The organism is Pseudomonas farsensis, assembly GCF_014268805.2.
GTDB classification, from domain to species: Bacteria; Pseudomonadota; Gammaproteobacteria; order Pseudomonadales; family Pseudomonadaceae; genus Aquipseudomonas; species Aquipseudomonas farsensis.
Genome location: NZ_JABWRF020000004.1, coordinates 194212 through 219014, shown reverse-complemented (window position 1 = coordinate 219014; position 24803 = coordinate 194212). Strand labels below are relative to the sequence as shown.

The 24803-nt window shown below is 63.6% G+C and carries 20 protein-coding genes and 1 tRNA gene; 8 read left to right on the top strand and 13 right to left on the bottom strand.

Annotation, left to right across the window (positions count from 1 at the left end; translation table 11 throughout):
- Positions 1 to 5: 5 nt before the first annotated feature.
- Positions 6 to 467, top strand: coding sequence for a response regulator (locus tag HU719_RS20825; protein WP_186517060.1), 462 nt, complete (start codon positions 6 to 8; stop codon positions 465 to 467).
- A gap of 10 nt (positions 468 to 477) precedes the next feature.
- The gene (locus HU719_RS20820) at positions 478 to 2859 is read left to right on the top strand and encodes a hybrid sensor histidine kinase/response regulator (protein WP_186535558.1); all 2382 of its coding nucleotides are present in this window, start codon (positions 478 to 480) and stop codon (positions 2857 to 2859) included.
- A gap of 59 nt (positions 2860 to 2918) precedes the next feature.
- Here the strand turns inward: HU719_RS20820 and HU719_RS20815 are convergent.
- A tRNA-Gln gene (locus HU719_RS20815) sits at positions 2919 to 2993 on the bottom strand.
- 303 nt (positions 2994 to 3296) lie between these two features.
- On the opposite strand from HU719_RS20815, the gene HU719_RS20810 reads away from it, so the two are divergent.
- Together HU719_RS20810 and zapE are read left to right on the top strand one after the other, a co-directional pair.
- Entirely contained in the window at positions 3297 to 3539 is a 243-nt protein-coding gene (locus tag HU719_RS20810) for a hypothetical protein (RefSeq protein ID WP_186517058.1), read from the top strand.
- A 95-nt stretch (positions 3540 to 3634) separates the two neighbouring features.
- Positions 3635 to 4693, top strand: coding sequence for a cell division protein ZapE (gene zapE / locus HU719_RS20805; RefSeq protein ID WP_186535556.1), 1059 nt, complete (start codon positions 3635 to 3637; stop codon positions 4691 to 4693).
- A gap of 226 nt (positions 4694 to 4919) precedes the next feature.
- Here the strand turns inward: zapE and HU719_RS20800 are convergent, their stop codons facing one another.
- Positions 4920 to 6809, bottom strand: a complete 1890-nt coding sequence (locus HU719_RS20800; protein ID WP_186535554.1) for a propionyl-CoA synthetase — start codon at positions 6807 to 6809, stop codon at positions 4920 to 4922.
- A gap of 351 nt (positions 6810 to 7160) precedes the next feature.
- On the opposite strand from HU719_RS20800, the gene HU719_RS20795 reads away from it, so the two are divergent.
- Positions 7161 to 8027: a LysR family transcriptional regulator gene (locus HU719_RS20795; protein ID WP_186517000.1), complete on the top strand. Its 867-nt coding sequence runs from the start codon at positions 7161 to 7163 to the stop codon at positions 8025 to 8027.
- Here HU719_RS20795 and HU719_RS20790 read toward each other — a convergent pair.
- From HU719_RS20790 to HU719_RS20770, 5 genes are all read right to left on the bottom strand, one after another.
- On the bottom strand, positions 8001 to 9158 hold the full coding sequence (locus HU719_RS20790) for an HPP family protein (RefSeq protein WP_186535553.1): 1158 nt from the start codon (positions 9156 to 9158) through the stop codon (positions 8001 to 8003). The two genes, HU719_RS20795 and HU719_RS20790, sit on opposite strands and share 27 nt — an antisense overlap.
- A 235-nt stretch (positions 9159 to 9393) precedes the next feature.
- Positions 9394 to 10713, bottom strand: a complete 1320-nt coding sequence (locus tag HU719_RS20785; protein WP_186516997.1) for an ATP-binding protein — start codon at positions 10711 to 10713, stop codon at positions 9394 to 9396.
- Complete coding sequence (locus HU719_RS20780; RefSeq protein WP_186516996.1) at positions 10710 to 11378, bottom strand: response regulator transcription factor; 669 nt, start codon at positions 11376 to 11378, stop codon at positions 10710 to 10712. Before HU719_RS20780 ends, HU719_RS20785 begins: the two co-directional genes overlap by 4 nt.
- Positions 11379 to 11693 carry a PepSY domain-containing protein gene (locus HU719_RS20775; protein ID WP_186535552.1) on the bottom strand — a complete coding sequence of 105 codons (315 nt, stop codon included), beginning with the start codon at positions 11691 to 11693 and terminating at the stop codon, positions 11379 to 11381.
- Positions 11693 to 12001, bottom strand: coding sequence for a PepSY domain-containing protein (locus HU719_RS20770; protein ID WP_186535551.1), 309 nt, complete (start codon positions 11999 to 12001; stop codon positions 11693 to 11695). Before HU719_RS20770 ends, HU719_RS20775 begins: the two co-directional genes overlap by 1 nt.
- Positions 12002 to 12179: 178 nt before the next feature.
- On the opposite strand from HU719_RS20770, the gene HU719_RS20765 reads away from it, so the two are divergent.
- The gene (locus HU719_RS20765; RefSeq protein WP_186516993.1) at positions 12180 to 13259 is read left to right on the top strand and encodes a patatin-like phospholipase domain-containing protein; all 1080 of its coding nucleotides are present in this window, start codon (positions 12180 to 12182) and stop codon (positions 13257 to 13259) included.
- A 54-nt stretch (positions 13260 to 13313) separates the two neighbouring features.
- Complete coding sequence (gene queD / locus HU719_RS20760) at positions 13314 to 13670, top strand: 6-carboxytetrahydropterin synthase QueD (protein ID WP_110972230.1); 357 nt, start codon at positions 13314 to 13316, stop codon at positions 13668 to 13670.
- A gap of 129 nt (positions 13671 to 13799) precedes the next feature.
- Here the strand turns inward: queD and HU719_RS20755 are convergent, their stop codons facing one another.
- Entirely contained in the window at positions 13800 to 14267 is a 468-nt protein-coding gene (locus HU719_RS20755) for a DUF1289 domain-containing protein (protein ID WP_186516992.1), read from the bottom strand.
- Between the two features lie 402 nt (positions 14268 to 14669).
- Here HU719_RS20755 and acnB point away from each other — a divergent pair, with 402 nt between their 5' ends.
- Positions 14670 to 17279 (top strand): bifunctional aconitate hydratase 2/2-methylisocitrate dehydratase, encoded by a 2610-nt coding sequence (acnB, locus tag HU719_RS20750; RefSeq protein ID WP_186535604.1) that lies wholly within the window; start codon positions 14670 to 14672, stop codon positions 17277 to 17279.
- Positions 17280 to 17766: 487 nt separating this feature from the next.
- Here acnB and prpF read toward each other — a convergent pair whose 3' ends face one another.
- The 5 genes from prpF to HU719_RS20725 form a co-directional block, all read right to left on the bottom strand.
- Positions 17767 to 18957 carry a 2-methylaconitate cis-trans isomerase PrpF gene (gene prpF, locus HU719_RS20745; RefSeq protein ID WP_186536109.1) on the bottom strand — a complete coding sequence of 397 codons (1191 nt, stop codon included), beginning with the start codon at positions 18955 to 18957 and terminating at the stop codon, positions 17767 to 17769.
- Between the two features lie 52 nt (positions 18958 to 19009).
- Positions 19010 to 21598: a Fe/S-dependent 2-methylisocitrate dehydratase AcnD gene (gene acnD, locus HU719_RS20740; RefSeq protein ID WP_186536112.1), complete on the bottom strand. Its 2589-nt coding sequence runs from the start codon at positions 21596 to 21598 to the stop codon at positions 19010 to 19012.
- A 164-nt stretch (positions 21599 to 21762) separates the two neighbouring features.
- Entirely contained in the window at positions 21763 to 22890 is a 1128-nt protein-coding gene (gene prpC / locus HU719_RS20735; RefSeq protein ID WP_186536107.1) for a bifunctional 2-methylcitrate synthase/citrate synthase, read from the bottom strand.
- A gap of 84 nt (positions 22891 to 22974) precedes the next feature.
- Positions 22975 to 23865 (bottom strand): methylisocitrate lyase, encoded by an 891-nt coding sequence (gene prpB / locus HU719_RS20730; protein ID WP_186519995.1) that lies wholly within the window; start codon positions 23863 to 23865, stop codon positions 22975 to 22977.
- Positions 23862 to 24578 carry a GntR family transcriptional regulator gene (locus tag HU719_RS20725; protein WP_186536105.1) on the bottom strand — a complete coding sequence of 239 codons (717 nt, stop codon included), beginning with the start codon at positions 24576 to 24578 and terminating at the stop codon, positions 23862 to 23864. Before HU719_RS20725 ends, prpB begins: the two co-directional genes overlap by 4 nt.
- Positions 24579 to 24803 lie beyond the last annotated feature (225 nt).

Genomic DNA, 24803 nt, shown 5'->3' with positions numbered 1-24803 from the left:
TTACCATGCTCAAGCCTATCCTGCTGGTCGAAGACAACCCTCGCGACCTGGAACTCACCCTCGTGGCGCTGGAGCGTAGCCAGCTGGCCAACGAAGTCATCGTGCTGCGCGACGGCGCCGATGCACTGGACTACCTGCTGCGCCGCAATGCCTATGCCGACCGCGACGACGGCAACCCCGCCGTCATGCTGCTTGACCTGAAACTGCCCAAAGTCGATGGCCTGGAGGTGCTCAAGCTTGTACGCACCACGCCTGAGCTGCGCAGTATCCCGGTGGTTATGCTGACGTCCTCGCGCGAGGAGCCCGACTTGCAACGTGCCTACGAGCTGGGCGTCAACGCCTATGTGGTCAAGCCGGTGGAGTTCAAGGAGTTTGTCACCGCCATTTCCGACCTCGGCGTGTTCTGGGCGGTGCTCAACGAGCCACCACCCGGTTCGCTGCGCCTGAGCCGCCGTGGCAACCAGTAAGGCGGGCAACATGCAGCAAACCCCGTTGCACATCCTCATGGTCGAAGACAGCACCATGGATGCCGAGCTGATCCTGATGCGCCTCGAGCGCAGCGGCCTGCACGTGCAGTCAAAACTGGTGTTCGACCATGTGGCGGCCGAGCACGCCCTGCGTGAAGCCAGCTTTGACCTGATTCTCTGTGATTGCGTGCTGCCAGGTTCCTCCGGCGCCGAGGTGCTGGCCATTGCCCAGCGCCAGGCCCCTGGGGTGCCGTTCATCTTCCTCTCCGGCATTTATGGCGAAGAGCACGCGGTGGAAATGATCCGCCTGGGTGCCACCGACTATGTGCTGAAAAAGAATCTCTCGCTGCTGCCCAAGGCCGTGCGCCGGGCGTTGACCGAGGTGCACGAGCGCCAGCGTCGGCGCCGCGCCGAAGAAGCGCTGGCCGATGTCGAGGCGCGTGCGCGCATCGCCATTGACGCCGCCGGCATGGGTACCTGGGAGTTTCGCCCGCAGGAGGGCGAGCTGCTGTGGGATGATCGCTGCAAGATGCTGTTCGGGCTGCCTGCCGATACGCACATGACCCTTGATGTGTTCTACGACGGCATCTACCCCGAAGACCGTGACAAAGTCCGCGAGATGGTCGAGCACGCCATGCGCCCCGACAGCGATGGCCGCTACCGCGTGGAGTTTCGCATTGCCCAGCCCGAGGGCTACGAGCCTCACTGGCTGCTGTCCACCGGACAGACGCAGTTCGTCGATGGCAAGTGCGTACGGTTTTCCGGGGTGCTGCAGGATATTCACCAGCAACGCCAGGCCACCCGCGCCCTGGAGCAGCTCAACCAGATGCTCGGCGAGCGGGTCGAACGGCGCACCCGCGAACGTGACCGTGCCTGGGAGTTGTCCCAGGACTTGCTGGCGGTACTGAACAAAGACCTCACGCCGGTGGCGCTGAACCCAGCCTGGGAGGCGAGCCTGGGTTTCAGCCTTGAGCGCCTCGGGCAAGCCTCGCTGTTGCAACTGCTGCCCGAGCCCGACCAGGAGGTGCTGCTGGCAGAGCTCGCCGCGCTGTCACTCGGGCGCACCAGCGCTCGCTTTGTCGGCCGCGTGCTGCACGCCAACGGCCAGCCGCGCTGGTTGTCCTGGGTAGTGGTGCCGGACGATGCCCTGCTGCACGTGGTCGCCCGCGACATAACCAGCGAGCGCGAGGCAGCGCTGGAGCTGGCCCAGGCCAACACCCGCCTGCGCGAGCAAATTGCCGAACGCGAGCGCGTCGAAGCCGCCCTGCAGCAAATGCAACGCCTCGAAGCCGTCGGCCAGCTCACCGCAGGCGTTGCCCATGACTTCAATAACCTGTTGACGGTGATCCTGACCGGCGCCAGCTTCCTTGAACGCGACCTGCAAAGAGGCCAGCTCGAAAAGGCCGACAAGCGGCTGCAGCATATCCGCGAAGCGGGCGAGCGCGGCGCCAAGTTGACTGCACAGTTGCTGGCTTTTTCGCGCAAGCAGCGTCTGGAGCCGGTGCCGGTGGACCTCAACGGTACGCTGTCCGGGCTGGAAGAGCTGCTTAGCCGCACCCTTGGCGGCAGGATCGCGGTAAGCCTGGATCTGGACCGCAACCTGTGGCACGCGCTGGCCGACCCTACCCAGACCGAGATGATCATTCTCAACCTGGCGATCAACGCCCGCGATGCCATGCCCAATGGTGGCCAGCTCACCCTGTCCACCCGCAACACCCAGGTGAACATGCGCCCGCGCCGCCCGGAAGACCCGGAGCCCGGCGAATACGTGGTGCTGAGCATCCGTGATACGGGTTGCGGCATGAGTGAAGAGGTGCTGGCCAAAGTCTTCGAGCCGTTCTTCACCACCAAGGATATTGGCAAAGGCTCAGGCCTGGGGCTGGCCCAGGTGTTCGGCTTTGCCAAGCAATCCGGCGGGGGGGTACGTATCGAAACGGCGCCGCAGCGCGGCACCCAGGTGAGTGTCTACCTGCCGTCGGTCAAGCACCGCCCCCGCGACAGCGCCCCCGAAACCCCTACCCCACGGCCCCTTGCCAGTGGCGGCGGCGGCGAGCGGATATTGCTGGTGGACGACGACCATGCTGTACGCGAGATGATTGCCGATGTACTGGGCCGCCTGGGTTATCAGGTGCGCCAGGCCGTCAGCGGCGCGCAGGCGCTGGAGCTGCTCGATGAGCACATCGACCTGCTATTCACCGATTTCGCCATGCCAGGGCTCACCGGCGCCCAGCTGGCCCAAGCGGCCCGCGAGCGCTTTGCGCAACTGCCCGTGGTGTTCCTGACTGGGTACGCAGAGGTTGAAGAGCTGAACCTGCCGCATAGCCGCGTGCTGCAAAAGCCCGTGCACGAGCAGGCGCTGGCCCAGGCATTGGCCGAGCTGCTGGAAAATTGAGAGGCAGAACGAAAAAAATCGCCGAAAGGCGATTGGGAGACTGACTGCTGATTAAGTAATGGCAGGGGCGGCTGGATTCGAACCAACGCATGGCAGGATCAAAACCTGCTGCCTTACCGCTTGGCGACGCCCCTGTATCGGATGTGACGAGTGACTGATGCACTGTCGATCTGACAATTCACCGAGTGCTCCGTGTGGAGCAGCTCGGGAATGGGCCGAACTTTACCAGCGCCTTTTCCAGTTGAAAAGCTTTTTCTTAAAAAAAACGCAGAAAAACAGCAAGTTAGTCCATCTGTATTTTGGCAGCGGCGATTCCTTGCGGCTGACTCGCGGTGGCAGCGTACCGCTCGTCGTATTTTTTCCGTCTCGCTTCAACACAATCGGCTTTGGCCCTTCCAATCAGGTAGACCTTAACCTGCGCATCACAAGGAGGCGCCATGCCAGTTTCCCACGACCTTTATCAGGACCTGCACTACCCCCGTGAAATCGTCCAACAGCGCCGTCAGCAGGACAAGGAACTCGACCGCCTGCTAGACGACTATGTCGACATCGACAATCAGGTCCTGGCTGCCGAGGCTATTTCAGCGGGCAACTTCGTCGATGAGGACCTGCGCCGCCTCAAGGAACGTAGGCTGGCCGTGAAGTACATGATCGACCGGCAGCTCCAGCGCAAGGGCTGAACCGCGCTGGCAATGCTGGCTGGGGAGTGGGCTTGCACCGCGTCTGCACTATTGGTCAGAATCCAAGGCTGCCCCCACGCCGAGGACCTTGCCCCTTGCCCAGCTGGATCCCTGCCCCGCTGCGCCGCGCGCGCACTTGCGAGCCCGCGCCAAGCGCACTGCTGACGCACTTTCAGGACAAGGCCCGCGACCGCGGCTACTTGCTCAGCGACGGCCAACGCCTAGTCATCGACGCCATGGCCACGCAACTGGCTGTGCTGGAACAAGGCCAGGCGTGCAGTTTGTACCTGCACGGCTCGGTCGGGCGCGGCAAGAGCTGGTTGCTCGACGGTTTTTTCCAGGCCGTGCCGGTTAGCGCAAAGCGGCGCCTGCACTTTCACGATTTCTTCGCCCGGCTGCACCAGGGCATGCACCGCCATCGCGCCCTGGACGATGCCCTGGAGGCGACGCTCGATGAACTGCTGGGTGAAGTGCAGGTGCTGTGCTTCGACGAATTCCATGTGCATGACATCGGCGATGCCATGCTGCTGACGCGGCTGTTCACGGCCTTGTTCGAACGCGGCGTGTTTCTGCTGGTGACCTCCAACTACGCCCCTGAGGGCCTGCTCCCCAACCCGCTGTACCACGAGCGTTTTCTGCCGGTAATCCGCTTGATCCACGGGCGCATGCAGGTGCTGGAAGTGGGCGGCGATACCGACTTTCGCAGCCTGCCGGCCAACCGCGAGCACCAGCGCTTTACCCAGGGGTACTATGTGTGGCCAGGCGATGCCGAGCAGCGTGCAGAACTGCAACTGCCGCCGAGTGAGGCAAAAGTGCTGGAGGTCAACAAACGCCCGTTGCGGGTGCTGGCAGAAGATGGCCAGCAAGTGATGTTCAGCTTCAGCGACCTGTGCGAGCAGGCCACCGCGGTAATTGACTACCTGGCGCTGGCCGAGCGTTACCAGCACTGGATCATCGACGGCCTGGACGACTTGGCCGAATGCTCGCTGGCCGCCCAGCAGCGTTTCGTCAACCTGGTGGATGTGCTGTATGACCAGGATCGCCAGGTGACGGTGATTGGCAAACGCCCGTTGGCAGACAGCCTGGGCGGCGCAATTGGCGACCTGATGCGCACCCGCAGCCGGTTGGGACAACTACATCAAGTTGGGCCGTGAGGGGCACCACGCTGGCCTGCTTTTCGCCGCCAACTGTAGGAAATCGCCCAGAGAACTGGGCAGCGTTGGAAACTCCAGGGTTTTGTGCCAGCGCGGGGCGGCCTCATCGCAGGCTATCGCCAGCTCCCACAGAGGCCGCGTCAGCCGCGATATCCGAGCCTGGCTCAGATCCCTGTGGGAGCTGGCGCCAGCCTGCGATGAGGCCGGTACAGGCGAGCACCTAACCTCACCCCGCACGCGCCAGGTTGGCCAACACCCCTTCAATCTCCCCAAGCACCGCCGGATCATCCAGCGTTGAGGGCGGGATATACGGCTGCCCATCAGCAATCTTGCGCAGCACCGCCCGCAGAATCTTGCCCGAGCGGGTCTTGGGCAAGCGCTTCACCAGCCGCACCTGATTGAAACAGGCCAGCGCGCCAATATGCTCGCGGACACTGGCGGCAAGCTCGGACTGCAACTGCGCCTCGCCAATGCCCTGCCCGTCCTTGAGCACCACCAACGCCAGCGGCACCTGGCCCTTGATGTCATCATGCACGCCGATTACCGCACACTCGGCCACCGCCGGGTGGCGGGCGACCAAGTCTTCCATCTCGCCTGTGGACAGGCGGTGGCCAGAGACGTTTATCACGTCGTCGGTACGGCCCATGATGTAGACAAAACCCTCGTCGTCCAGGTAGCCACCATCGCCCGTGTGATAGTAGCCCGGGTGGGTGTGCAGATACGCCTCAAGATAGCGGTCGTGGTCGCCCCAGAGGGTCTGGCTGCAGCCAGGCGGCAAGGGCAGCGCGATGACAATGGCACCCTGCTGGTTCGGGCCAAGCACCTTGCCATCATCGTCCAGCACCTGCACATGGTAGCCAGGCACCGCGCGGTTGCTCGATCCAGGCCGTGCGGCGCTACCTTCCAGCCCAACGCAGGGCGCAGTCACCGGCCAGCCGGTTTCGGTTTGCCACCAATGGTCGTGCACCGGCTTGCCGCTGACCCGCTCAAGCCATTCGTGGGTGCTGGAGTCGAGCTTTTCGCCGGCCAGGAACAACTGGCGCAGGCAGCTCAGGTTGTGGCCACGGATCAGCTCGCCTTCAGGGTCTTCCTTGCGGATCGCACGCATGGCGGTGGGTGCGCAGAACAGCGCGTTGACCTGGTACTGCTGCACCACGCGCCAGTACGCAGAAGCATCGGGGGTGCGGATCGGCTTGCCTTCATAGAACACCGTGGTACAGCCGCTCATCAGCGGCCCGTAGACGATCAGCGAATGCCCTACTACCCAACCGACGTCGGAAATACCCCACCAGACGTCCCCCGCCTGCATGCCGTAGATATGGCGCATGGCGTAGCACAGGGCCACCGCGTTGCCGCCGTTTTCGCGCACGATGCCCTTGGGTTTGCCGGTGGTGCCGGAGGTATACATGATGTACAGCGGGTCGCCTGCCGCCAGCTCCACCGGAGCCACAGGCTGGGCGGTGGCCAGCGCCTGCTGCCAGTCGAGGTCGCGCTGCGGCAACAACTCGGCGTGGGCCTGCGGGCGCTGCAGCACCAGGACGTGGCGAGGTTGATGGCGGGCCAGTTGCAAGGCGCGGTCCACCAGGGGCTTGTAGTGGATGACACGGTCGAACTCCAGGCCGCACGAGGCCGTGAGGATCAGCGCAGGGCGGGCGTCGTCAATGCGCAGGGCCAGCTCGTTGGCGGCGAAACCACCAAACACTACTGAATGAACGGCACCGATGCGCGCGCAGGCGAGCATGGCCATGGCGGCTTGGGGGACCATGGGCATGTAGATGATCACGCCATCGCCCTTGCCCACGCCCAGGCTGCGGAGCAAGCCGGCCAGGCGCGCCACTTCGTCGCGCAACTGGTTATAGGTGTAGGTCTGTTGGGTGGCGGTGACGGGCGAATCGTAGATCAGCGCCAGTTGGTCGCCGCGGCCTTGCTCGATCTGGTGGTCGAGGGCCAGGTAGCAGGTGTTCAGGCGGCCGTCCTCGAACCAGCGGTGGGTGCCGTCGGGGTTTTGCTGCAGGGTCTGAGTGGGCTTTTGGTACCAGGCCAGGGCGTCTGACTGGGTTTTCCAGAAGGCTGCGGGGTCGGCTATGGACTGGGTGTAGCTGTGCTGATAAGTCATCGTTTTCGCAACCCGGTACTTGTTGTTATTGAAGGGCGAATGATGAGTATGGACCGGGGTTGGCGCGCCGCCATCGGACTTAAGTCGCAACGGTTGTGCAGATTTGCATGGGCTGGTGGCAGCTTTAAGTGTAGGAGCGGCCTTGTGTCGCGATGGGCTGCAAAGCGGCCCCAGAGGTTCTGCGTAAGGCTTGGATCCTGGGGGCTGCTGCGCACCCCATCGCGACACAAGGCCGCTCCTACAGCCAAACCGGCGTAACAACCCGAATCAACGGTTGGCAGGCCCGCCGGTAGAGCCCCATTTCGGTGCAAAGCGCTTTAGAATACGCAACCCTCCCCACCGAGCAGCGCCATGGACATCGAACAGGCCCGAACCTTCCTCGAAATCGTCCGCTGCGGCAGCCTTGTCGCTGCGGCAGAGCGCCTGTTCGTATCGCAAACTGCCATCACCGCTCGCGTGCAACGCCTCGAACAACAACTCGGCTGCCAGCTGTTCGTGCGCAACCGCAGCGGCGCCAGCCTTACCAGCGATGGCGAGGCGTTCGTCATCTATGCCAACCAGTTGGTGCAAACCTGGGAAGCGGCGCGGCGCGATCTGCCATTGCCGCAAGGCTGCCAGCAAGTGCTGCATGTGGGCGGGGAAGTGAGCCTGGGCAACCCGATGATGCTCGACTGGGTCAGCGCGCTGCACCGCGAACTGCCCAGCCATGCCATCCGCAGCGAAGTCAGCGATGGCGAGTCGCTGCTGCGCAAGGTCGAGATGGGCCTGCTGGACGCCGCGCTGGTGTACCAGCCCACCTACGGCCCCGGGCTGCAGGTCGAGCAGTTGATGGAAGAAAAACTGATCCGCATACGCCGGGTGGATGCCCCCGCCCCTTACGTCTATATCGACTGGGGCGAAGCCTTCCGGCGCCAGCACGATGCCGCCCTGCCCGACCTCTCGCGCCCGGCGCTGAGTTTCAACCTCGGGCCGTTGGCCCTGCAGTTCATTCTCGACCAAGGCGGCAGTGGCTACTTCCGCACCCGCGTGGTCCAGGCCTACCTGCAAAGCGGGGTGTTCGAGCGCGTGCCGCATGCGCCGGAATTTACCTACCCAACGTTCTTGGTGTACGCCCGCAAGCGCGACAGCGAGGCGTTGCAGCAGGCCTTCAGCGTGCTGCGCCGGCTGATCGCAGCCGGCGAGAGCGACTGGTCACAGCGCTGGGACCCGGTTATCTGACGCCTGCCCTGCGGCATTGAGCAAATGCCGCTTCAGGCCGGCAATCAAGTCGGTTTGGGTAATCACCCCCACCAAGCGGCCCTCATCAAGCACCGGCAGGCAGTGCAGGCCCTGCTCGCAAAGCAGCGGCAACAGGCGCTCCAATGGGTGCTGGCTGGTCACGCTGACGACCCGCCGGCTCATCACCTGGCCAAGCCGCACGGGCTTTCGGCCAAACACGCCCCGCCAGCTGAACCGCCCGCGCGCCATGGCCGGGCCGACCAGGTCGCTCAGGCTGACAATGCCGGCCAGCTGGCCGTTGTCGAGCACCGGCAGGGTTTTCAGATGATGGCCTGAGAGCATCTTCCACGCCTGCTCCAAGGTGGTGTCCGGGCTGGCCGACTGCACATCACGGGACATCAGCGAACCCGCAGTGATACCGCCCAGGCTGCGCTGCAACGCATGCTGTTCGGTGGCCAGGATGATCCGCTGCAACTCCTCGCGGGTCACGTCGACGAACTCGCCAATGTCCTCCAAGGCCTGGTCCAGGTCCGCACCGCTGAAGCCCACGCGTTCGTTGGGCAGCGGGTCGTGGGTGTGGTGCGCGTCTTTACGCGGGGGCACGCCTTTGGGGTAGCGCACCCCGGTCAGCCGGTTGTACATCACGGCCACCAGCACCAGCACCAGTGCGTTGAGCAGCACGGGCTCAAGCAGATGGTCGCCAAGCGCAACCAGCCCGGGGTCAGCCAGCACCGCACTGGCCGCCACACCGCCACCGGGCGGGTGCAGGCAGCGCAGCAGGCACATCACCACCAGGGCGATGCCTAACGCGGCGGCGGCCACCCAGAGGCCGCCGCCCAGAGCCTGGCGCATAGCCAGGCCTATGGCACCGGCCACGGCATAGCTGCCAAGCACCGACCACGGCTGGGCCAATGGGCCTGAATGTACGGCAAATACCAGCACCGCCGAGGCGGCCAATGGGCCGAGCAAGTGCAAGGCAACCGAGGGGCCATAAGCCAGGCTACACAGGTAACCCGCCAGGAACAGGCCGAGCAGTGCGCCAAGGCCTGCGCGCAACCATTCTTTTGGGGGGCTATTCAGAGGGGCCGGCAGCAAGCGCTGCAGGCGGCTTTGCGGACGAGAGGCAGACATCGAAATTATGGGGTCGTGTTTTTTTTAGTTGAAAAAGAAAGCCCAGCACCGCTTGCCTGGGCCCCGTATTGCCGGAGCAATAACGCAAGGAGTTCCGTCCATGGAGGGATGGAAACCAAAGGTTTCGTGGGGGCGATTGTGCCGGGCGGCGGTGGGGGCGGCTAATTCAAAAAAGTGCGCTTGAGATGCAATTATTTTGCAGCATCGAGGCGGGCCATAGCGCCCGCCCTGCAAGTCAATGGTGTTTGCGCGGCAGGTCGATGCTGACCCGCAACCCGCCAAGAGTGCTCTCAAGCAGCGCGATGCGCCCGCCCCAGGCTTCGACGATGTCGCGCACGATACCCAGCCCCAAGCCGTGGCCATCGACCTGCTCGTCCAGCCGCGAGCCGCGCTCGAGCACCTGCAAGCGCTGGCCCTCGGGGATGCCTGGGCCATCGTCATCGACCCATAACTGATAGCCTTCGGTGGTTGGCGCAATACCCAGACGCACTTCGCTGTCGGCCCACTTGCAGGCGTTATCCAGCAGGTTGCCCAGCAGCTCCAGCAGGTCTTCACGGTCCCACGGCAGCAGCAAGCCCGGTGGCACATCGCGAGCCAGCAGCAGCCCTTCGCCGTGGATCATGCCCAGTGTCGACATCAAGCCCGGCAGCTCGGCATCGCAATCGAACTGCGCGCCAGGCAGCGCATCGCCCGCCAGGCGTGCGCGGTTGAGCTCGCGGGCCAGGCGCTGCTGGATCTGCTCCAGTTGCTCGCGCAGTTGCGTGCGCACCTCAGGCAGCCCTTGCAGGCGCTCGCTGGCCGCCAGGCTAAGTAGCACCGCCAGGGGCGTCTTCAGGGCGTGGCCAAGGTTGCCCAAGGCATTGCGCGAGCGGCGCAGGCTGTCTTCGGTGTGGGCCAGCAGGTGGTTGATCTGGTCGACCAGAGGTTGCAGCTCGCTGGGCACCTCGGCGTCCAGTTGCGAGCGTTTGCCCTGCTGCAACTGGGCGATCTGCAGGCGTGCACGCTCCAGCGGGCGCAGCGAGCGGGTCACGGTGATGCGCTGCAGCACCAGCACCAGCACCAGCGCTACCAGGCCGATGCCCAGGCCAACCTGCTGCATGCGCCGGAAACCTTCGCGCACCGGGGAATAGTCCTGCGCCACGCTGATGGAAATGTCCTGGCCCAGGCGCCGGTAATCACCGCGAAAAGCCAGCAGATGCTGGCCTTCGGGGCCCAGTTCGTGCCCATCGTCCAGCCCGGCCTTGGCCGGTTTGGGCATGTTCAAGTCCCACAGCGAGCGCGAGCGCCAGGTGCCTTGCTCGAAGTCGATGCGAAAGTAGTAGCCGGAAAACGGCCGTTGATAAGCCGAGGAAATACGCCGTTCATCCAGTTGCAGGCCATTGGGGCCGCGCACCAGCGCCACCAGCAGGTTCTCGCTTTCCTTGCGCAAGCCGCTTTCCAGGTAGCGCTGCAGGCCGGCCTCGAACAGCCACAGGGTCAGCTGCGCCACGCACAACCCGACCACCACCAGCACCGCCACCAGGCCCAGGCTCAGGCGCCCCTGGATCGACTTCACGCAGCACTCCCGGCATACACGTAACCTTGGCCACGACGGGTTTCGATCACCGCGCGGCCGAGCTTGCGGCGCAGATGGTTGACGTGCACTTCGAGCACGTTGGAATCACGCTCGGTCTCACCGTCGTAGAGGTGTTCGGCCAGGTGGCTCTTGGACAGCACCTGGCCTGGGTGCAGCATGAAGTAACGCAACAGGCGAAACTCGGCGGCAGTCAGCTGGATATCGACACCCTCGCGGCTGACACACTGGCGCGATTCGTCCAGGTGCAGCCCCGCCGCTTCGAGCCGCGGCTGGTTGGCCAGCCCCTTGGCACGGCGCAGCAAGGCCTGGATGCGCAGTTGCAACTCCTCGGGGTGGAATGGCTTGGTCAGGTAGTCATCAGCGCCCGCCTTGAGCCCTTCGATGCGCTCGGCCCATGAACCACGGGCGGTCAGCACCAGCACCGGGGTGGCCAGCTTGGCTGCGCGCCACTGCGCGAGCACCTCCAACCCCGGCATGCCAGGCAGGCCGAGGTCGAGGATGATCAGGTCATAGGGTTCGCTCTGGCCCTGGTAGACCGCATCGCGGCCATCGGCCAACCAGTCCAGGGCATAGCCCTGGCGCTGCAGGGCGGCGGTGAGTTCGTCGGCCAGGGGCACATTGTCTTCGACCAGCAACAGGCGCATTCAGTCGTCTTCCTCGTCTTTGAGCAACGCACCGGTGCGGGCGTCGAGCTTGATCTCGCGCACCACACCCTGCGGGGTGAGCAGCTCGACTTCGTATTCGTAGCGCTTGTGCTTTTCTTCCAGCTCCGCCTCAAGCAAGCGCGCCCCGGGGTAACGCCCCAGGGCGGCTTCAAGCAGTTGCTCAAGCGGCAGGATGATGCCCTTTTGCCGTAGCGCCAGTGCCTCATCCTGGTCCAGGTCGCGGGCGGCCGCCAGCGAACACACAGCCGCAAGGGCCAGAGCCAGGTAGCGCGCCGCTCGCGGGAGTGCGTTCATCAGTTGTCTCGCGCGTCCTTCAGGACTTCACCGGTCTTGGCGTCCAGGTCAACGTCCCACTCGACATTTTGCGCATCGCGCAGCTCGACTTTGTAGATGTAGCGACCGTATTCGTCTTCCAGCTCCGAATCGGTGACGGTGGCGCCTGGGTGCTTGGCGACGGCGGTAGCCTTGAGCTCATCCAGGGACTTGATGGTCTTGGCGTTCACCAGCTTGACCACTTCATCGGGTTGCACGTCTTTGGCGAACGCAGCGGTAGCACCGAAGGTCAGGGCAGCGGCGGTGAACAGGGCAGTCAACGTTTTCATGAATGTTTCTCCTTGGAGGGCTAGAAGTTGTCTACGCAATCAACATTAACCCTGGGTCCTTAATTCAACCTGAAAACAACGGGGTGCATGATAACGCAGGCTCGGGCGCTCTCGCAGGCCTTCGTGCCCAACCCAGGTGTTGCTCTATAATGCGCACCTGCCCGGCACGAGAGACGCCATGACCGCCATCCATATCAAATACCCCGCCTTGACACTCAAGGCCGGGCAACGCGCCATGCGCCAGATCCGCGAGCGTGGCTTGCAGGCTGGCGATGTGGGTGTATTGCCGGGTGCTGCAGGCGGGCCCAAGCCGCTGGGCATCCAGGGCCTTGACCTGGCGCTGTTCGGTGAATGGCTGCCCTCGGCGCCACGCCAACGGGCGCTGATCGGTGCTTCGATCGGCTCCTGGCGCTTTGCCAGTGCCTGCCTCGACAACCCGGTTGCCGGCATCCGCCGCCTTGGCGAGCTGTATACCGAGCAGGACTTCGCCAAAGGTGTCACTGCGCGGCAGATCAGCCAGAGCTGCCAGCGCATGCTCGATGACTTGCTGCAAGGCCGCGACGGGCAGATTCTGGCCAACCCGCACTATCGGCTGAATATTCTGGTGGTCAAAAGCCACGGCCATTTGGCCCACGACCATCGCGGGCGCCTGGGCATGGGCCTGGGTTCGGTGATCGCCAGCAACCTGCTGGGCCGCGCCAACCTGGGCCGGCACTTCGAGCGGGTTATCCTGCACGACCAGCGCGCAGCGCCGCCGCTGGGGCCGTTGACCGATTTCCCCTCACGCTGCCTGGCGCTGGACCTTGCCAACCTGCGCCACGCTCTGCTGGCTTCGGGTTCGATCCCGATGGTGATGGAAGGCGTGCGTGACATACCCGGCGCAGGCGCCGGCACCTACCGCGATGGCGGCCTGCTCGACTACCACCTCGACCTGCCTTACGCAGGCGACGACTTGGTGCTGTACCCGCACTTCACCGACAAAGTGGTGCCGGGCTGGTTCGACAAGGCCCTGCCCTGGCGCCGTGGCGACGCCGAGCGTTTGCGCAACGTGCTGCTGCTCACACCCTCGCCGCAGTATCTGGCCGCCCTACCCTACGGCAAGTTGCCCGACCGCAACGATTTCAAGCGTTTCATGGGCGATGCCGCCGGGCGCAAGCGCTACTGGTACAAGGCCATCACCGAGAGCCAGCGCCTGGGCGATGAGCTACTGGAGCTGATTGCCACCGGGCAGTTGGCTGATCGGCTGCAAGCCTTGTAGCGGGCATGCTGGTAGACTGCGCGCAATTTTCGTTACACACAGAGTTCATACAGCGTGGAAATCTTCAAGGAATTCACTTTCGAATCGGCCCACCGCCTGCCGCACGTCCCTGCCGGGCACAAATGCGGGCGCCTGCATGGCCACTCGTTCAAGGTCGCCCTGCACTTGACTGGCCCGCTTGATCCGCACACCGGCTGGATCCGCGACTTTTCCGAGATCAAGGCGATTTTCAAGCCGCTTTACGAGCAGCTCGATCACAATTACCTGAACGACATCCCAGGCCTTGAAAACCCTACCAGCGAAGTGATCGCCAAGTGGATCTGGGAACAGGTCAAGCCGCTGCTGCCGGAGCTTTCGAAAGTGCGTATTCACGAAACCTGCACCAGCGGTTGCGAATACACCGGCGACTGATTTACCGGCCTGCATGGGCCTCATCGCAGGCTGTCGCCAGCTCCCACAGAGATCGCGCACAGTCGCACAATTGAGGCCTTGCCCAGTTCCTGTAGGAGCTGGCGACAGCCTGCGATGAGGCCATCAGCTTCAACCCATGGCGTCGCGCAGAAAGCTTGGGGCGATGTAGCGCTGGTAGTGTGCCTCGGACAACAAAAAGAACTCGCGGTCAATCGCATCGCGCAGTTGCGGCAGCTCCCAATCGCGAAACTCCGGCAGCAACACCATGCCGTAGGCCTCAAGTTCGCGGATCATGCGCGCCCCACGGGCGATCAGCTGGTATGCCCAGCAATACACCGACTGATGCTCGACGAAGCGGATCGAGCGGTTTTCCAGTTGCTGGCGCAGCAGCGCTTTGTCGAACACTTCAAGCTTGGCCATCATCACCTGCACCAGCAGTTGCTCCAGGCGCAGCCACACCGCGCGCTTCTGCTCGTCGTCGTAGCCGTTCCAGTGGATCACTTCATGGTGAAAACGCTTGCAGCCACGGCACACCAGGTCACCGTAGACAGTGGAGCAGAGGCCGACACAAGGGGTCTTGATGGACTGGTTGGACATGAGCAAACAACGGTCTGGGGGTGGAACATGCGGCCATGTTAGCCCTTTGTCTAACCAGGGTCACTCGTTAAAGTCATCTTCCCCGCCTTACCATCGGGCATTTTTTACCGTAGAATCAACCCGCCTTTTCAAGGCAACAATGTCCGTTGGAAGCTGTTTTCAAAGCGTCACGAGCACAGTTCATCCGGTAGAACGGCGTTGGTCCGGGCCAGGCACCCTGCCCCGTACCAACCCCTCATCAGCCTTCCGTTCTACAGGCGTAAAACTTTGAAAACAGCTTCTGTAAGGATTCTCTGCGACCCTGGCCCTGCGGCTCAAAAAGCCGTTGCTGCGCATGGGTGCAAGGAATGCTGGATGAGCGTCCCGGACCCCCTTTAGGGACCACTGATGAGGGTAATAACTGTGCTTGAAGCCTACCGCAAACACATCGAAGAGCGTGCCGCTCTGGGCATCGTGCCCCAGCCGCTGAACGCCGAACAAACCGCAGGCCTGGTCGAGCTGCTGAAAAACCCGCCGGCCGGCGAAGAAGCCTTCCTCGTAGACCTGATCACCAACCGCGTTCCACCAGGGGTGGACGAAGCTGCCTACGTCAAGGCCGCTTTCCTCTCTGCCATCGCCAAGGGCGAAGCCACTTCGCCACTGCTCGACCGCAAGCACGCCACCGAGCTGCTGGGTACCATGCAGGGCGGCTACAACATCGAGACGCTGGTCGCGCTGCTGGATGACGCCGAACTGGGCGCCGTCGCGGCCGAACAGCTCAAGCACACCCTGCTGATGTTCGATGCCTTCCACGATGTGGCCGAAAAAGCCAAGTCGGGCAACGCCCACGCCCAAGCCGTACTGGAATCCTGGGCTGCCGGCGAGTGGTTCACCAAGCGCCCGGCAATCGCCGAAAAATACACCCTGACCGTGTTCAAGGTGCCTGGCGAAACCAACACCGACGACCTGTCGCCGGCTCCGGACGCCTGGTCGCGCCCTGATATCCCGCTGCACGCCCTGGCCATGCTGAAAATGGCCCGTGACGGCATCGAGCCTGAGCAACCCGGTTCGGTTGGCCCGCTCAAGCAGATCGAAGCCGTCCGCGCCAAAGGCTTCCCGGTCGCCTACGTCGGCGACGTGGTGGGTACGGGTTCGTCGCGTAAATCGGCTACCAACTCGGTGCTGTGGTTCTTCGGCGACGACATCCCGTACGTGCCGAACAAGCGCGCCGGTGGTTTCTGCTTCGGCACCAAGATCGCCCCGATCTTCTACAACACCATGGAAGACGCCGGCGCCCTGCCGATCGAATTCGACTGCACCAACCTGGCCATGGGCGACGTCATCGACGTGTACCCATACAAAGGTGAAGTGCGCCGCCACGAAAGCAACGAGCTGGTCACCAACTTCGAACTCAAGACCCCGGTCCTGCTCGACGAAGTCCGTGCTGGCGGCCGTATCCCGCTGATCGTTGGCCGCGGTTTGACCGATAAAGCTCGCGCCGAACTGGGCCTGGGCCCAGTCGACCTGTTCAAAAAGCCTGATCAGCCTGCCGAATCCAACAAAGGCTTCACCCTGGCGCAGAAGATGGTCGGCCGTGCATGCGGCCTGCCAGAAGGCCAGGGCGTACGCCCAGGCGCCTACTGCGAACCGAAGATGACCACCGTCGGCTCCCAGGACACCACCGGCCCGATGACCCGCGACGAGCTCAAAGACCTCGCCTGCCTGGGCTTCTCGGCTGACCTGGTAATGCAGTCGTTCTGCCACACCGCGGCTTATCCAAAGCCGATCGACGTGACCACCCACCACACCCTGCCAGACTTCATCCGCACCCGTGGCGGCGTGTCGCTGCGCCCAGGCGACGGCATCATCCACAGCTGGCTGAACCGCATGCTGATGCCTGACACCGTGGGTACCGGTGGCGACTCGCACACCCGCTTCCCGATCGGCATTTCGTTCCCGGCCGGTTCCGGCCTGGTCGCCTTCGCCGCTGCCACCGGCGTCATGCCGCTGGACATGCCCGAGTCGATCCTGGTGCGCTTCAAGGGCAAGCTGCAGCCTGGCATCACCCTGCGTGACCTGGTCCATGCCATCCCTTACTACGCCATCCAGCAAGGCCTGCTGACCGTCGAGAAAAAAGGCAAGAAAAACGCCTTCTCGGGTCGCATCCTGGAAATCGAAGGCCTCAACGAACTGACCGTCGAACAAGCCTTCGAGCTGTCCGACGCCTCGGCTGAGCGTTCGGCAGCAGGTTGCACCATCAAGCTGCCGGAAAAGGCCGTTGCCGAGTACCTGCAGTCGAACATCACCCTGCTGCGCTGGATGATCAGCGAAGGCTACGGCGATGCACGCACCCTGGAGCGCCGCGCACAAGCCATGGAAGCCTGGCTGGCCAACCCTGAGCTGCTGTCGGCCGACGCCGATGCCGAATACGCAGAGATCATCGAAATCGACCTGGCCGACGTCAAGGAGCCTGTGCTCTGCGCGCCGAACGACCCGGACGACGCCCGCCTGCTGTCTTCGGTACAGGGCGAGAAGATCGACGAAGTGTTCATCGGTTCGTGCATGACCAACATCGGCCACTTCCGCGCTGCCGGCAAGCTGCTGGAGAAGGTCAAGGGCGGTATCCCGACCCGTCTGTGGCTGGCTCCGCCAACCAAGATGGACGCACACCAGCTGACCGAAGAAGGCTACTACGGCATCTACGGCAAGGCCGGTGCGCGCATGGAAATGCCAGGCTGCTCGCTGTGCATGGGTAACCAGGCACGTGTGCAGACCGGCTCTACCGTGGTCTCCACTTCGACCCGTAACTTCCCGAACCGTCTGGGTGATGCTACCAACGTGTACCTGGCCTCGGCCGAGCTGGCTGCGGTCGCTTCGATCATCGGCAAGCTGCCGACCGTCGAGGAGTACATGCAGTACGCCAAGGACATCGACAGCATGTCTGCCGACGTCTACCGCTACCTGAGCTTCGACCAGATCGCCGAGTTCCGCGAGGCGGCAGCCAGCGCCAACATCCCGGTTGTCCAGGCTTAAGCAGCTACAGGCTTAGCGACAAGCGGTAAGAATGAGCCCCGGTGAGAACCGGGGCTTTTTTATGCCTTTGATATTGCCGCGAGGGCTACGCCATCCATCGCGGGGCAAGCCCGCTCCCACGCTGCCCAGCTCTCTGCGCGGCAGCGCAGCCCGGAAGGGCTGGGTGATCTCCCACAAAATCAAAAAGCGACGCAACCTGTGGGAGATTCTATGGTTTTGTACAAACCTGTTCCCGCCCGACATATCTTCTTGTGGCGAGCTCCTTTGTGGCGAGCGGGCTTGTCCCGCGTTGGGCTGCGCAGCAGCCCTGAAAACCCCAGGGGCTGCTGCGCAGCCCAACGCGGGACAAGCCCGCTCGCCACAACTGTCTATCATTTCCCACAGGATTGGGTCCAACCAGCAAGGTTGCGGTTGAACATGGCCTCTGTGGGAGCTGGCGGCAGCCTGCGATGGGCTGCAAAGCAGCCCCGGCGATTTCCTGACCGTGTCAGAAACTATCGCCCGGCACGCGCACCCAGCCTTCCATCAACACCCGCGCGCTGCGGCTCATGATGGCTTTGGTGACCGTCCACTGTCCGCCCTCCCCACTGGCCTCGGCACCCACCCGCAAGGTCCCGGAGGGGTGGCCGAAGCGCACTGCACTACGCGCGCCGCCGCCGGCTGCAAGGTTCACCAGCGTGCCCGGAATCGCCGCGGCCGTGCCGATGGCCACTGCCGCAGTGCCCATCATGGCGTGGTGCAACTTACCCATCGACAACGCCCGCACCAGCAGGTCGACATCCTCGGCCTTCACGGGCTTGCCGCTGGAGGCCGTGTACGAGGCTGGCGCTGCGACAAACGCAACTTTTGGCGTGTGCTGCCGGCCTGCAGCCTGGTCGATGTGCTCAATCAGGCCCATGCGCACCGCGCCATAGGCGCGAATCATCTCAAACCGCGCCAGCGCCGCTGGGTCACTGTTGATGGCGTCCTGCAGTTCGGTGCCGGTGTAGCCGATATCGGCAGCATTGACGAAGATGGTCGGGATGCCGGCATTGATCAGCGTCGCCTTGAAGGTGCCAATACCCGGCACTTCCAGCTCATCCACCAAGTTGCCCGTGGGGAACATCGCGCCTCCGCCGTCACCTTCATCGGCGGCCGGGTCGAGGAACTCCAATTGCACTTCGGCGGCCGGAAACGTCACGCCATCCAGTTCGAAATCACCCGTTTCCTGTACCTCACCATTCGTGATGGGCACATGGGCAATGATGGTCTTGCCGATATTGGCCTGCCAGATGCGTACCGTGGCAATGCCATCACGCGGAATGCGCCCGGCATCGACAAGGCCGTTGCTGATGGCGAACGAACCCACGGCAGCGGACAGGTTGCCGCAGTTGCCACTCCAGTCGACGAAGGCGCTGTCGATGGACACTTGGCCGAACAGGTAATCAATGTCGTGGCCGGGCTTGCTGGCGGGGGCAACGATGACCGTCTTGCTGGTGCTGGAGGTCGCGCCGCCCATGCCGTCGATCTGCTTGGCGTAGGGGTCGGGGCTGCCGATGACACGCAGCAGCAGCGCATCGCGGGCCGGGCCCTTGGTTTGCGCCGCTGGCGGAAGGTCTTGCAGGCGGAAGAATACGCCTTTGCTGGTGCCGCCACGCATATAGGTGGCGGGGATGCGGATTTGCGGCACATGGCTCATGTTGAAGGTTCCTTTGCGCAGGAGCGGGCCTGCCCGCCCCCACAAATGGCTATTAGGCTGTGCCTTCCAGGAAGTCCTGGGCAAAGCGCTGCAGCACCCCGCCCGCCTCGTAGATCGACACCTCTTCGGCGGTATCCAGACGGCAGGTCACCGGCACCTCGACGCGCTCACCGTTGCGCCGGGTGACCAGCAACGTCAGGGTCGCACGCGGTGTGCGCTCACCGACTACGTCGTAGGTTTCGCTGCCATCGAGCTGCAAGGTATTGCGGTCGGTGCCCGGCTTGAACTCCAGCGGCAGCACGCCCATACCCACCAGGTTGGTGCGGTGAATGCGCTCGAAACCTTCGGCGGCAATCGCCTCGACACCCGCCAGGCGCACACCCTTGGCGGCCCAGTCGCGTGAAGACCCCTGCCCGTAGTCGGCGCCGGCAATGATGATCAGCGGCTGCTTGCGCGCCATGTAGGTCTCGATGGCCTCCCACATGCGCGTCACCTGCCCTTCAGGCTCGATACGCGCCAGCGAGCCTTGCTGCACCTTGCCTTGGGCGTCGTGCACCATCTCGTTGAACAGCTTGGGGTTGGCGAACGTGGCGCGCTGGGCGGTCAGGTGGTCACCACGGTGGGTGGCGTAGGAGTTGAAGTCCTCTTCCGGCAGGCCCATTTTCGCCAGGTATTCCCCGGCAGCGCTGTCCAGCATGATGGCGTTGGACGGCGACAGGTGGTCGGTGGTGATGTTGTCCGGCAGCACCGCCAGCGGGCGCATGCCACGCAGCGTGCGCTCGCCGGCAAGGGCGCCTTCCCAGTACGGCGGGCGGCGAATGTAGGTACTCATAGGGCGCCAGTCATACAACGGCGCCACTTTCGGCCCGGTGTCCTCCTCGATGGTGAACATCGGGATGTACACCTGGCGGAACTGCTCGGGCTTGACCGAAGCGCGCACCACGGCGTCGATCTCGGCGTCACTGGGCCAGATGTCCTTGAGGCGAATTTCCTTGCCATCGACCACACCCAGCACGTCCTTTTCGATATCGAAACGGATGGTGCCGGCAATCGCATAGGCCACCACCAGCGGCGGCGAGGCCAGAAACGCCTGCTTGGCGTAAGGGTGGATGCGCCCGTCGAAGTTGCGGTTGCCCGACAGCACGGCGGTGGCGTACAGGTCGCGGTCGATGATTTCCTGCTGGATCGCCGGGTCCAGCGCCCCGGACATGCCGTTGCAGGTGGTGCAGGCGAAGGCGACGATGCCAAAGCCCAACTGTTCCAGCTCCTGCTCCAGGCCCGCTTCCTTGAGGTACAGCTGCACGGTCTTGGAGCCCGGCGCCAGCGACGACTTGACCCATGGCTTGCGGGTCAGCCCAAGCTGGTTGGCATTGCGCGCAATCAGGCCGGCAGCGATGACGTTGCGCGGGTTGCTGGTGTTGGTGCAACTGGTAATTGCCGCGATGATCACCGCGCCGTCGGGCATCTGCCCCGGCACCTCCTGCCACTGGCCGGCAATGCCCTTGGCAGCAAGGTCGGCCGTGGCAACCCGCGCATGGGGGTTGGAGGGGCCGGCCATGTTGCGCACCACGCTACCCAAGTCGAAGCTCAGGGTACGCTCGTATTCGGCGTTGGCCAGGCTGTCGGCCCACAGGCCAGCCGACTTGGCATAGGTCTCGACCAGTTGCACCTGGGCATCGTCACGCCCGGTCAGGGTGAGGTAGTCCAGTGTTTGCTGGTCAATGGCGAACATTGCCGCCGTGGCGCCGTATTCCGGGGCCATGTTGGAAATAGTGGCGCGGTCGCCCAGGGTCAGCGCGCTGGCGCCGGCGCCATGGAACTCAAGCCAGGCCCCGACCACCTTCTGCTTGCGCAGGAATTCGGTCAGCGCCAGCACCAGGTCGGTGGCGGTGATGTTCGGCGCCAGGCGGCCGGTCAGCTCGACGCCGATGATTTCGGGCAGGCGCATCCACGAGGCGCGACCAAGCATGACGTTTTCCGCTTCCAGGCCACCGACACCAATGGCGATCACGCCCAGCGCATCGACATGCGGGGTGTGGCTGTCGGTGCCGACGCAGGTGTCCGGGTAGGCCACGCCCTGGTCGCTGTGGATGACCGGCGACATTTTTTCCAGGTTGATCTGGTGCATGATGCCGTTGCCCGGCTGGATCACATCGACGTTCTTGAACGCCTGCTTGGTCCAGTTGATGAAATGGAAACGGTCTTCGTTGCGCCGGTCTTCGATGGCGCGGTTCTTGGTGAACGCCTGCGGGTCGTAGCCGCCGCATTCGACGGCCAGGGAGTGATCGACAATCAGTTGCACCGGCACGACCGGGTTGACCTGGGCCGGGTCGCCGCCTTTGTCGGCGATGGCGTCACGCAGGCCGGCAAGGTCTACAAGCGCGGTCTGGCCAAGAATGTCATGGCACACCACGCGCGCCGGGAACCATGGGAAATCGAGGTCACGCTTGCGCTCGATCAACTGGCCCAGGGAGGCGTCGAGGGTGGCGGGGCTGCAGCGGCGCACCAGGTTTTCGGCGAGCACGCGGGCGGTATAGGGCAGCCGGTCGTAGGCGCCTGGCTGGATGGCGTCAATGGCGGCGCGGGCATCGAAATAGTCCAGGGCGGTGCCTGGCAGGAGCTTGCGGTAGGCGCTGTTCATATAGTTATCAGACTCGGTCACGGTATTCAGTATGCAGGCCTGGCCACTGGGGGCGCTGCGCGCCCCTTTCGCGACACAAGGCCGCTCCTACAGAAAAGCGCGCCCCCTGTAGGAGCGGCCTTGTGTCGCGAAAGGGCTGCAAAGCAGCCCCAGCGCCCGGTGACTCAACGCTGCTCGATCGGCACGAACTTGCGCTGCTCGACGCCTGTATATTCGGCGCTCGGGCGGATGATGCGGTTGTTGGCGCGCTGCTCGAACACGTGGGCGGCCCAGCCGGTCAGGCGCGAGCAGACGAAGATCGGCGTGAACAGCTCGGTCGGGATACCCATGAAGTGGTACGCCGAGGCGTGGTAGAAGTCAGCATTGGGGAACAGGCGCTTCTGCTCCCACATGGTCTTGTCGATGGCCTCGGAGACCGGGTACAGCACCGTGTCACCCGCTTCATCGGCAAGCTGCCTGGCCCAGCCCTTGATGACCTCGTTGCGCGGGTCGGACTCTTTGTAGATGGCATGGCCAAAGCCCATGATCTTGTCCTTGCGCTCCAGCATGCGCAGCAGCTCGGCGGTGGCCTCTTGCGGGCTGCTGAAGCGCTCGATCAGCGCCATTGCCGCCTCGTTGGCGCCGCCATGCAACGGGCCGCGCAGCGAGCCGATGGCGGCGGTGATGCACGAATACAGGTCCGACAAGGTCGAGGCACAAACCCGGGCGGTGAAGGTCGAGGCGTTGAATTCGTGCTCGGCATACAGAATCAGCGAGACGTTCATCACCTTGACGTGCAGGTCGCTGGGCTTCTTGCCATGCAGCAGGTGCAGGAAGTGGCCACCCAGGGTGTCCTCGTCGCTGCTGCAATCGATGCGCACGCCATGGTGGCTGAAGCGGTACCAGTAGCACATCACTGCCGGGAACAGCGCCAGCAGGCGATCGGTCTTGTCGCGCTGGGTGTCGAAGGTGAGCTCGGGCTCCAGGGTGCCCAGCATCGAGCAGCCAGTGCGCATCACATCCATCGGGTGGGCATCGCGCGGGATGCGCTCCAGCACTTCTTTCAGCGCCTGGGGCAATTGGCGCAGGCCTTTGAGCTTGTGCTTGTAGTCGGCCAGTTCCGCAGCGCTTGGCAGCTCGCCATACAGCAATAGATAGGCGACTTCCTCAAACTCGGCAGCGGCGGCCAGATCGCGTACGTCATAGCCACGGTAGGTCAGGCCGGCACCAGCCTGGCCGACGGTCGACAGCGCCGTCTGCCCGGCCACCTGGCCACGCAGGCCTGCGCCACTGAGTACTTTTGCTTCGGCCATGGGGTTTCTCCTTTCTTGAATTTGTTATGAAGTCTTTCTGGCTGATTCGGTGCGGCCCCGCGAAGGGCCCGCACCGGCATTCACTCAACCTTTCTTCTGCGCAAACAACGCATCGAGGCTCTGCTCGAACGCGTGATAACCAATGGCGTCGTACAGCTCCATGCGGGTCTGCATGGTGTCGATCACGTTCTGCTGCGTGCCGTCACGGCGCAGCGCGGTGTAGACGTTCTCGGCTGCCTTGTTCATGGCGCGGAAGGCCGACAGCGGGTACAGCACCAGCGACACGTCGACCGAAGCCAACTGCTCGGTGGTGTACAGCGGCGTTGCACCAAATTCGGTGATATTGGCCAGGATCGGCGCCTTCACCCGCTCGGCGAAGGTCTTGTACATGGCAAGTTCGGTGATCGCTTCAGGGAAGATCATGTCGGCGCCGGCTTCGACGCAGGCCGCCGCACGGTCCAGCGCGGCATTCAGGCCCTCTACCGCCAGGGCGTCGGTGCGCGCCATGATGACGAAGCTGTCGTCGCTACGGGCATCCACCGCCGCCTTGATGCGGTCGACCATCTCCTGCTGCGAGACGATTTCTTTGTTGGGGCGGTGGCCGCAGCGCTTGGCGCCCACCTGGTCCTCGATATGAATGGCTGCCGCGCCGAACTTGCACATCGAACGGACAGTGCGCGCCACGTTGAACGCCGAAGCGCCAAAGCCGGTATCGACATCCACCAGCAATGGCAGGTCGCAGACATCAGTGATGCGCCGCACATCGGTGAGCACGTCGTCGAGGTTGCTGATGCCCAGGTCAGGCAGGCCCAGCGAGCCTGCGGCTACGCCACCACCAGACAGGTAGATGGCCTTGAACCCGGCGCGCTTGGCCAGCAATGCATGGTTGGCGTTGATCGTACCGACCACCTGCAACGGATGTTCGGCGGCGACCGCCTCGCGAAAGCGTTGGCCGGGCGTGCTCTTGACTGTCATGAATCACCTCGTGGGCTATTGTTGTCGGTGCCTTGAAAGTGGCGTTCGATATTGCGCCTGGACGCGCCGATATGGCGGCGCATCAGCAGTTCTGCCAGTTCGCCGTCACGCCCCTCGATGGCATCGAGAATGCGGTGGTGCTCGGCGAACGCCTGGCGGGGCCGGTTGGGGGTGCTGGAAAACTGGATGCGGTACATGCGCACCAGTTGGTACAGCTCGCCGCACAGCATTTTGTAGAGGGTCTGGTTGCCGCTGCCCTGGATGATCCGGTAATGGAAGTCGTAGTCGCCTTCCTGCTGGTAATAGCCCTGCCCGGCCTGGAACGCGGCGTCGCGCTCATGGGTATCGAGCACATGGCGCAGCTCGTCGATAGCGGCCTGGCTCATGCGCTCGGCGGCCAGCCGGCAGGCCATGCCTTCAAGCGATTCGCGGATTTCGTACAGTTCGATCAGCTCGGCATGGCTCAGTGAAACCACCCGCGCGCCGACGTGGGGCACGCGCACCAACAGGCGCTGGCCTTCGAGGCGGTGAATGGCCTCGCGCAGCGGGCCGCGGCTGATGCCGTAGGTGCGGGCAAGCTCAGGTTCGGAGATTTTGCTGCCCGGGGCGATCTCGCCTTTGACGATGGCAGCCTGGATGCGCCGGAAGACGTTCTCAGAGAGGGTCTCGGTTTCGTCCTGCATCAGTGCGGTAACGGGGGCTGCTTCGAGCATAATTGTCGACACCTTTTGAATCCTTGCTGGCAAAACTAGCTAACTAGAGGCCGTCAGTCAAAGACAAAAAGCATATTGTCGACAATCGTCTAATAACGAACTTACCCCGCCTACCTGCGGTCAGATCGCGGACGCGCTGGCGCCGGCACATCGGCGTGATAGAATGCCGCGCTCCTTTGCGAGCACGGATAGCGTGACTGTCGTCGTTTCATACTGTCGACAGCC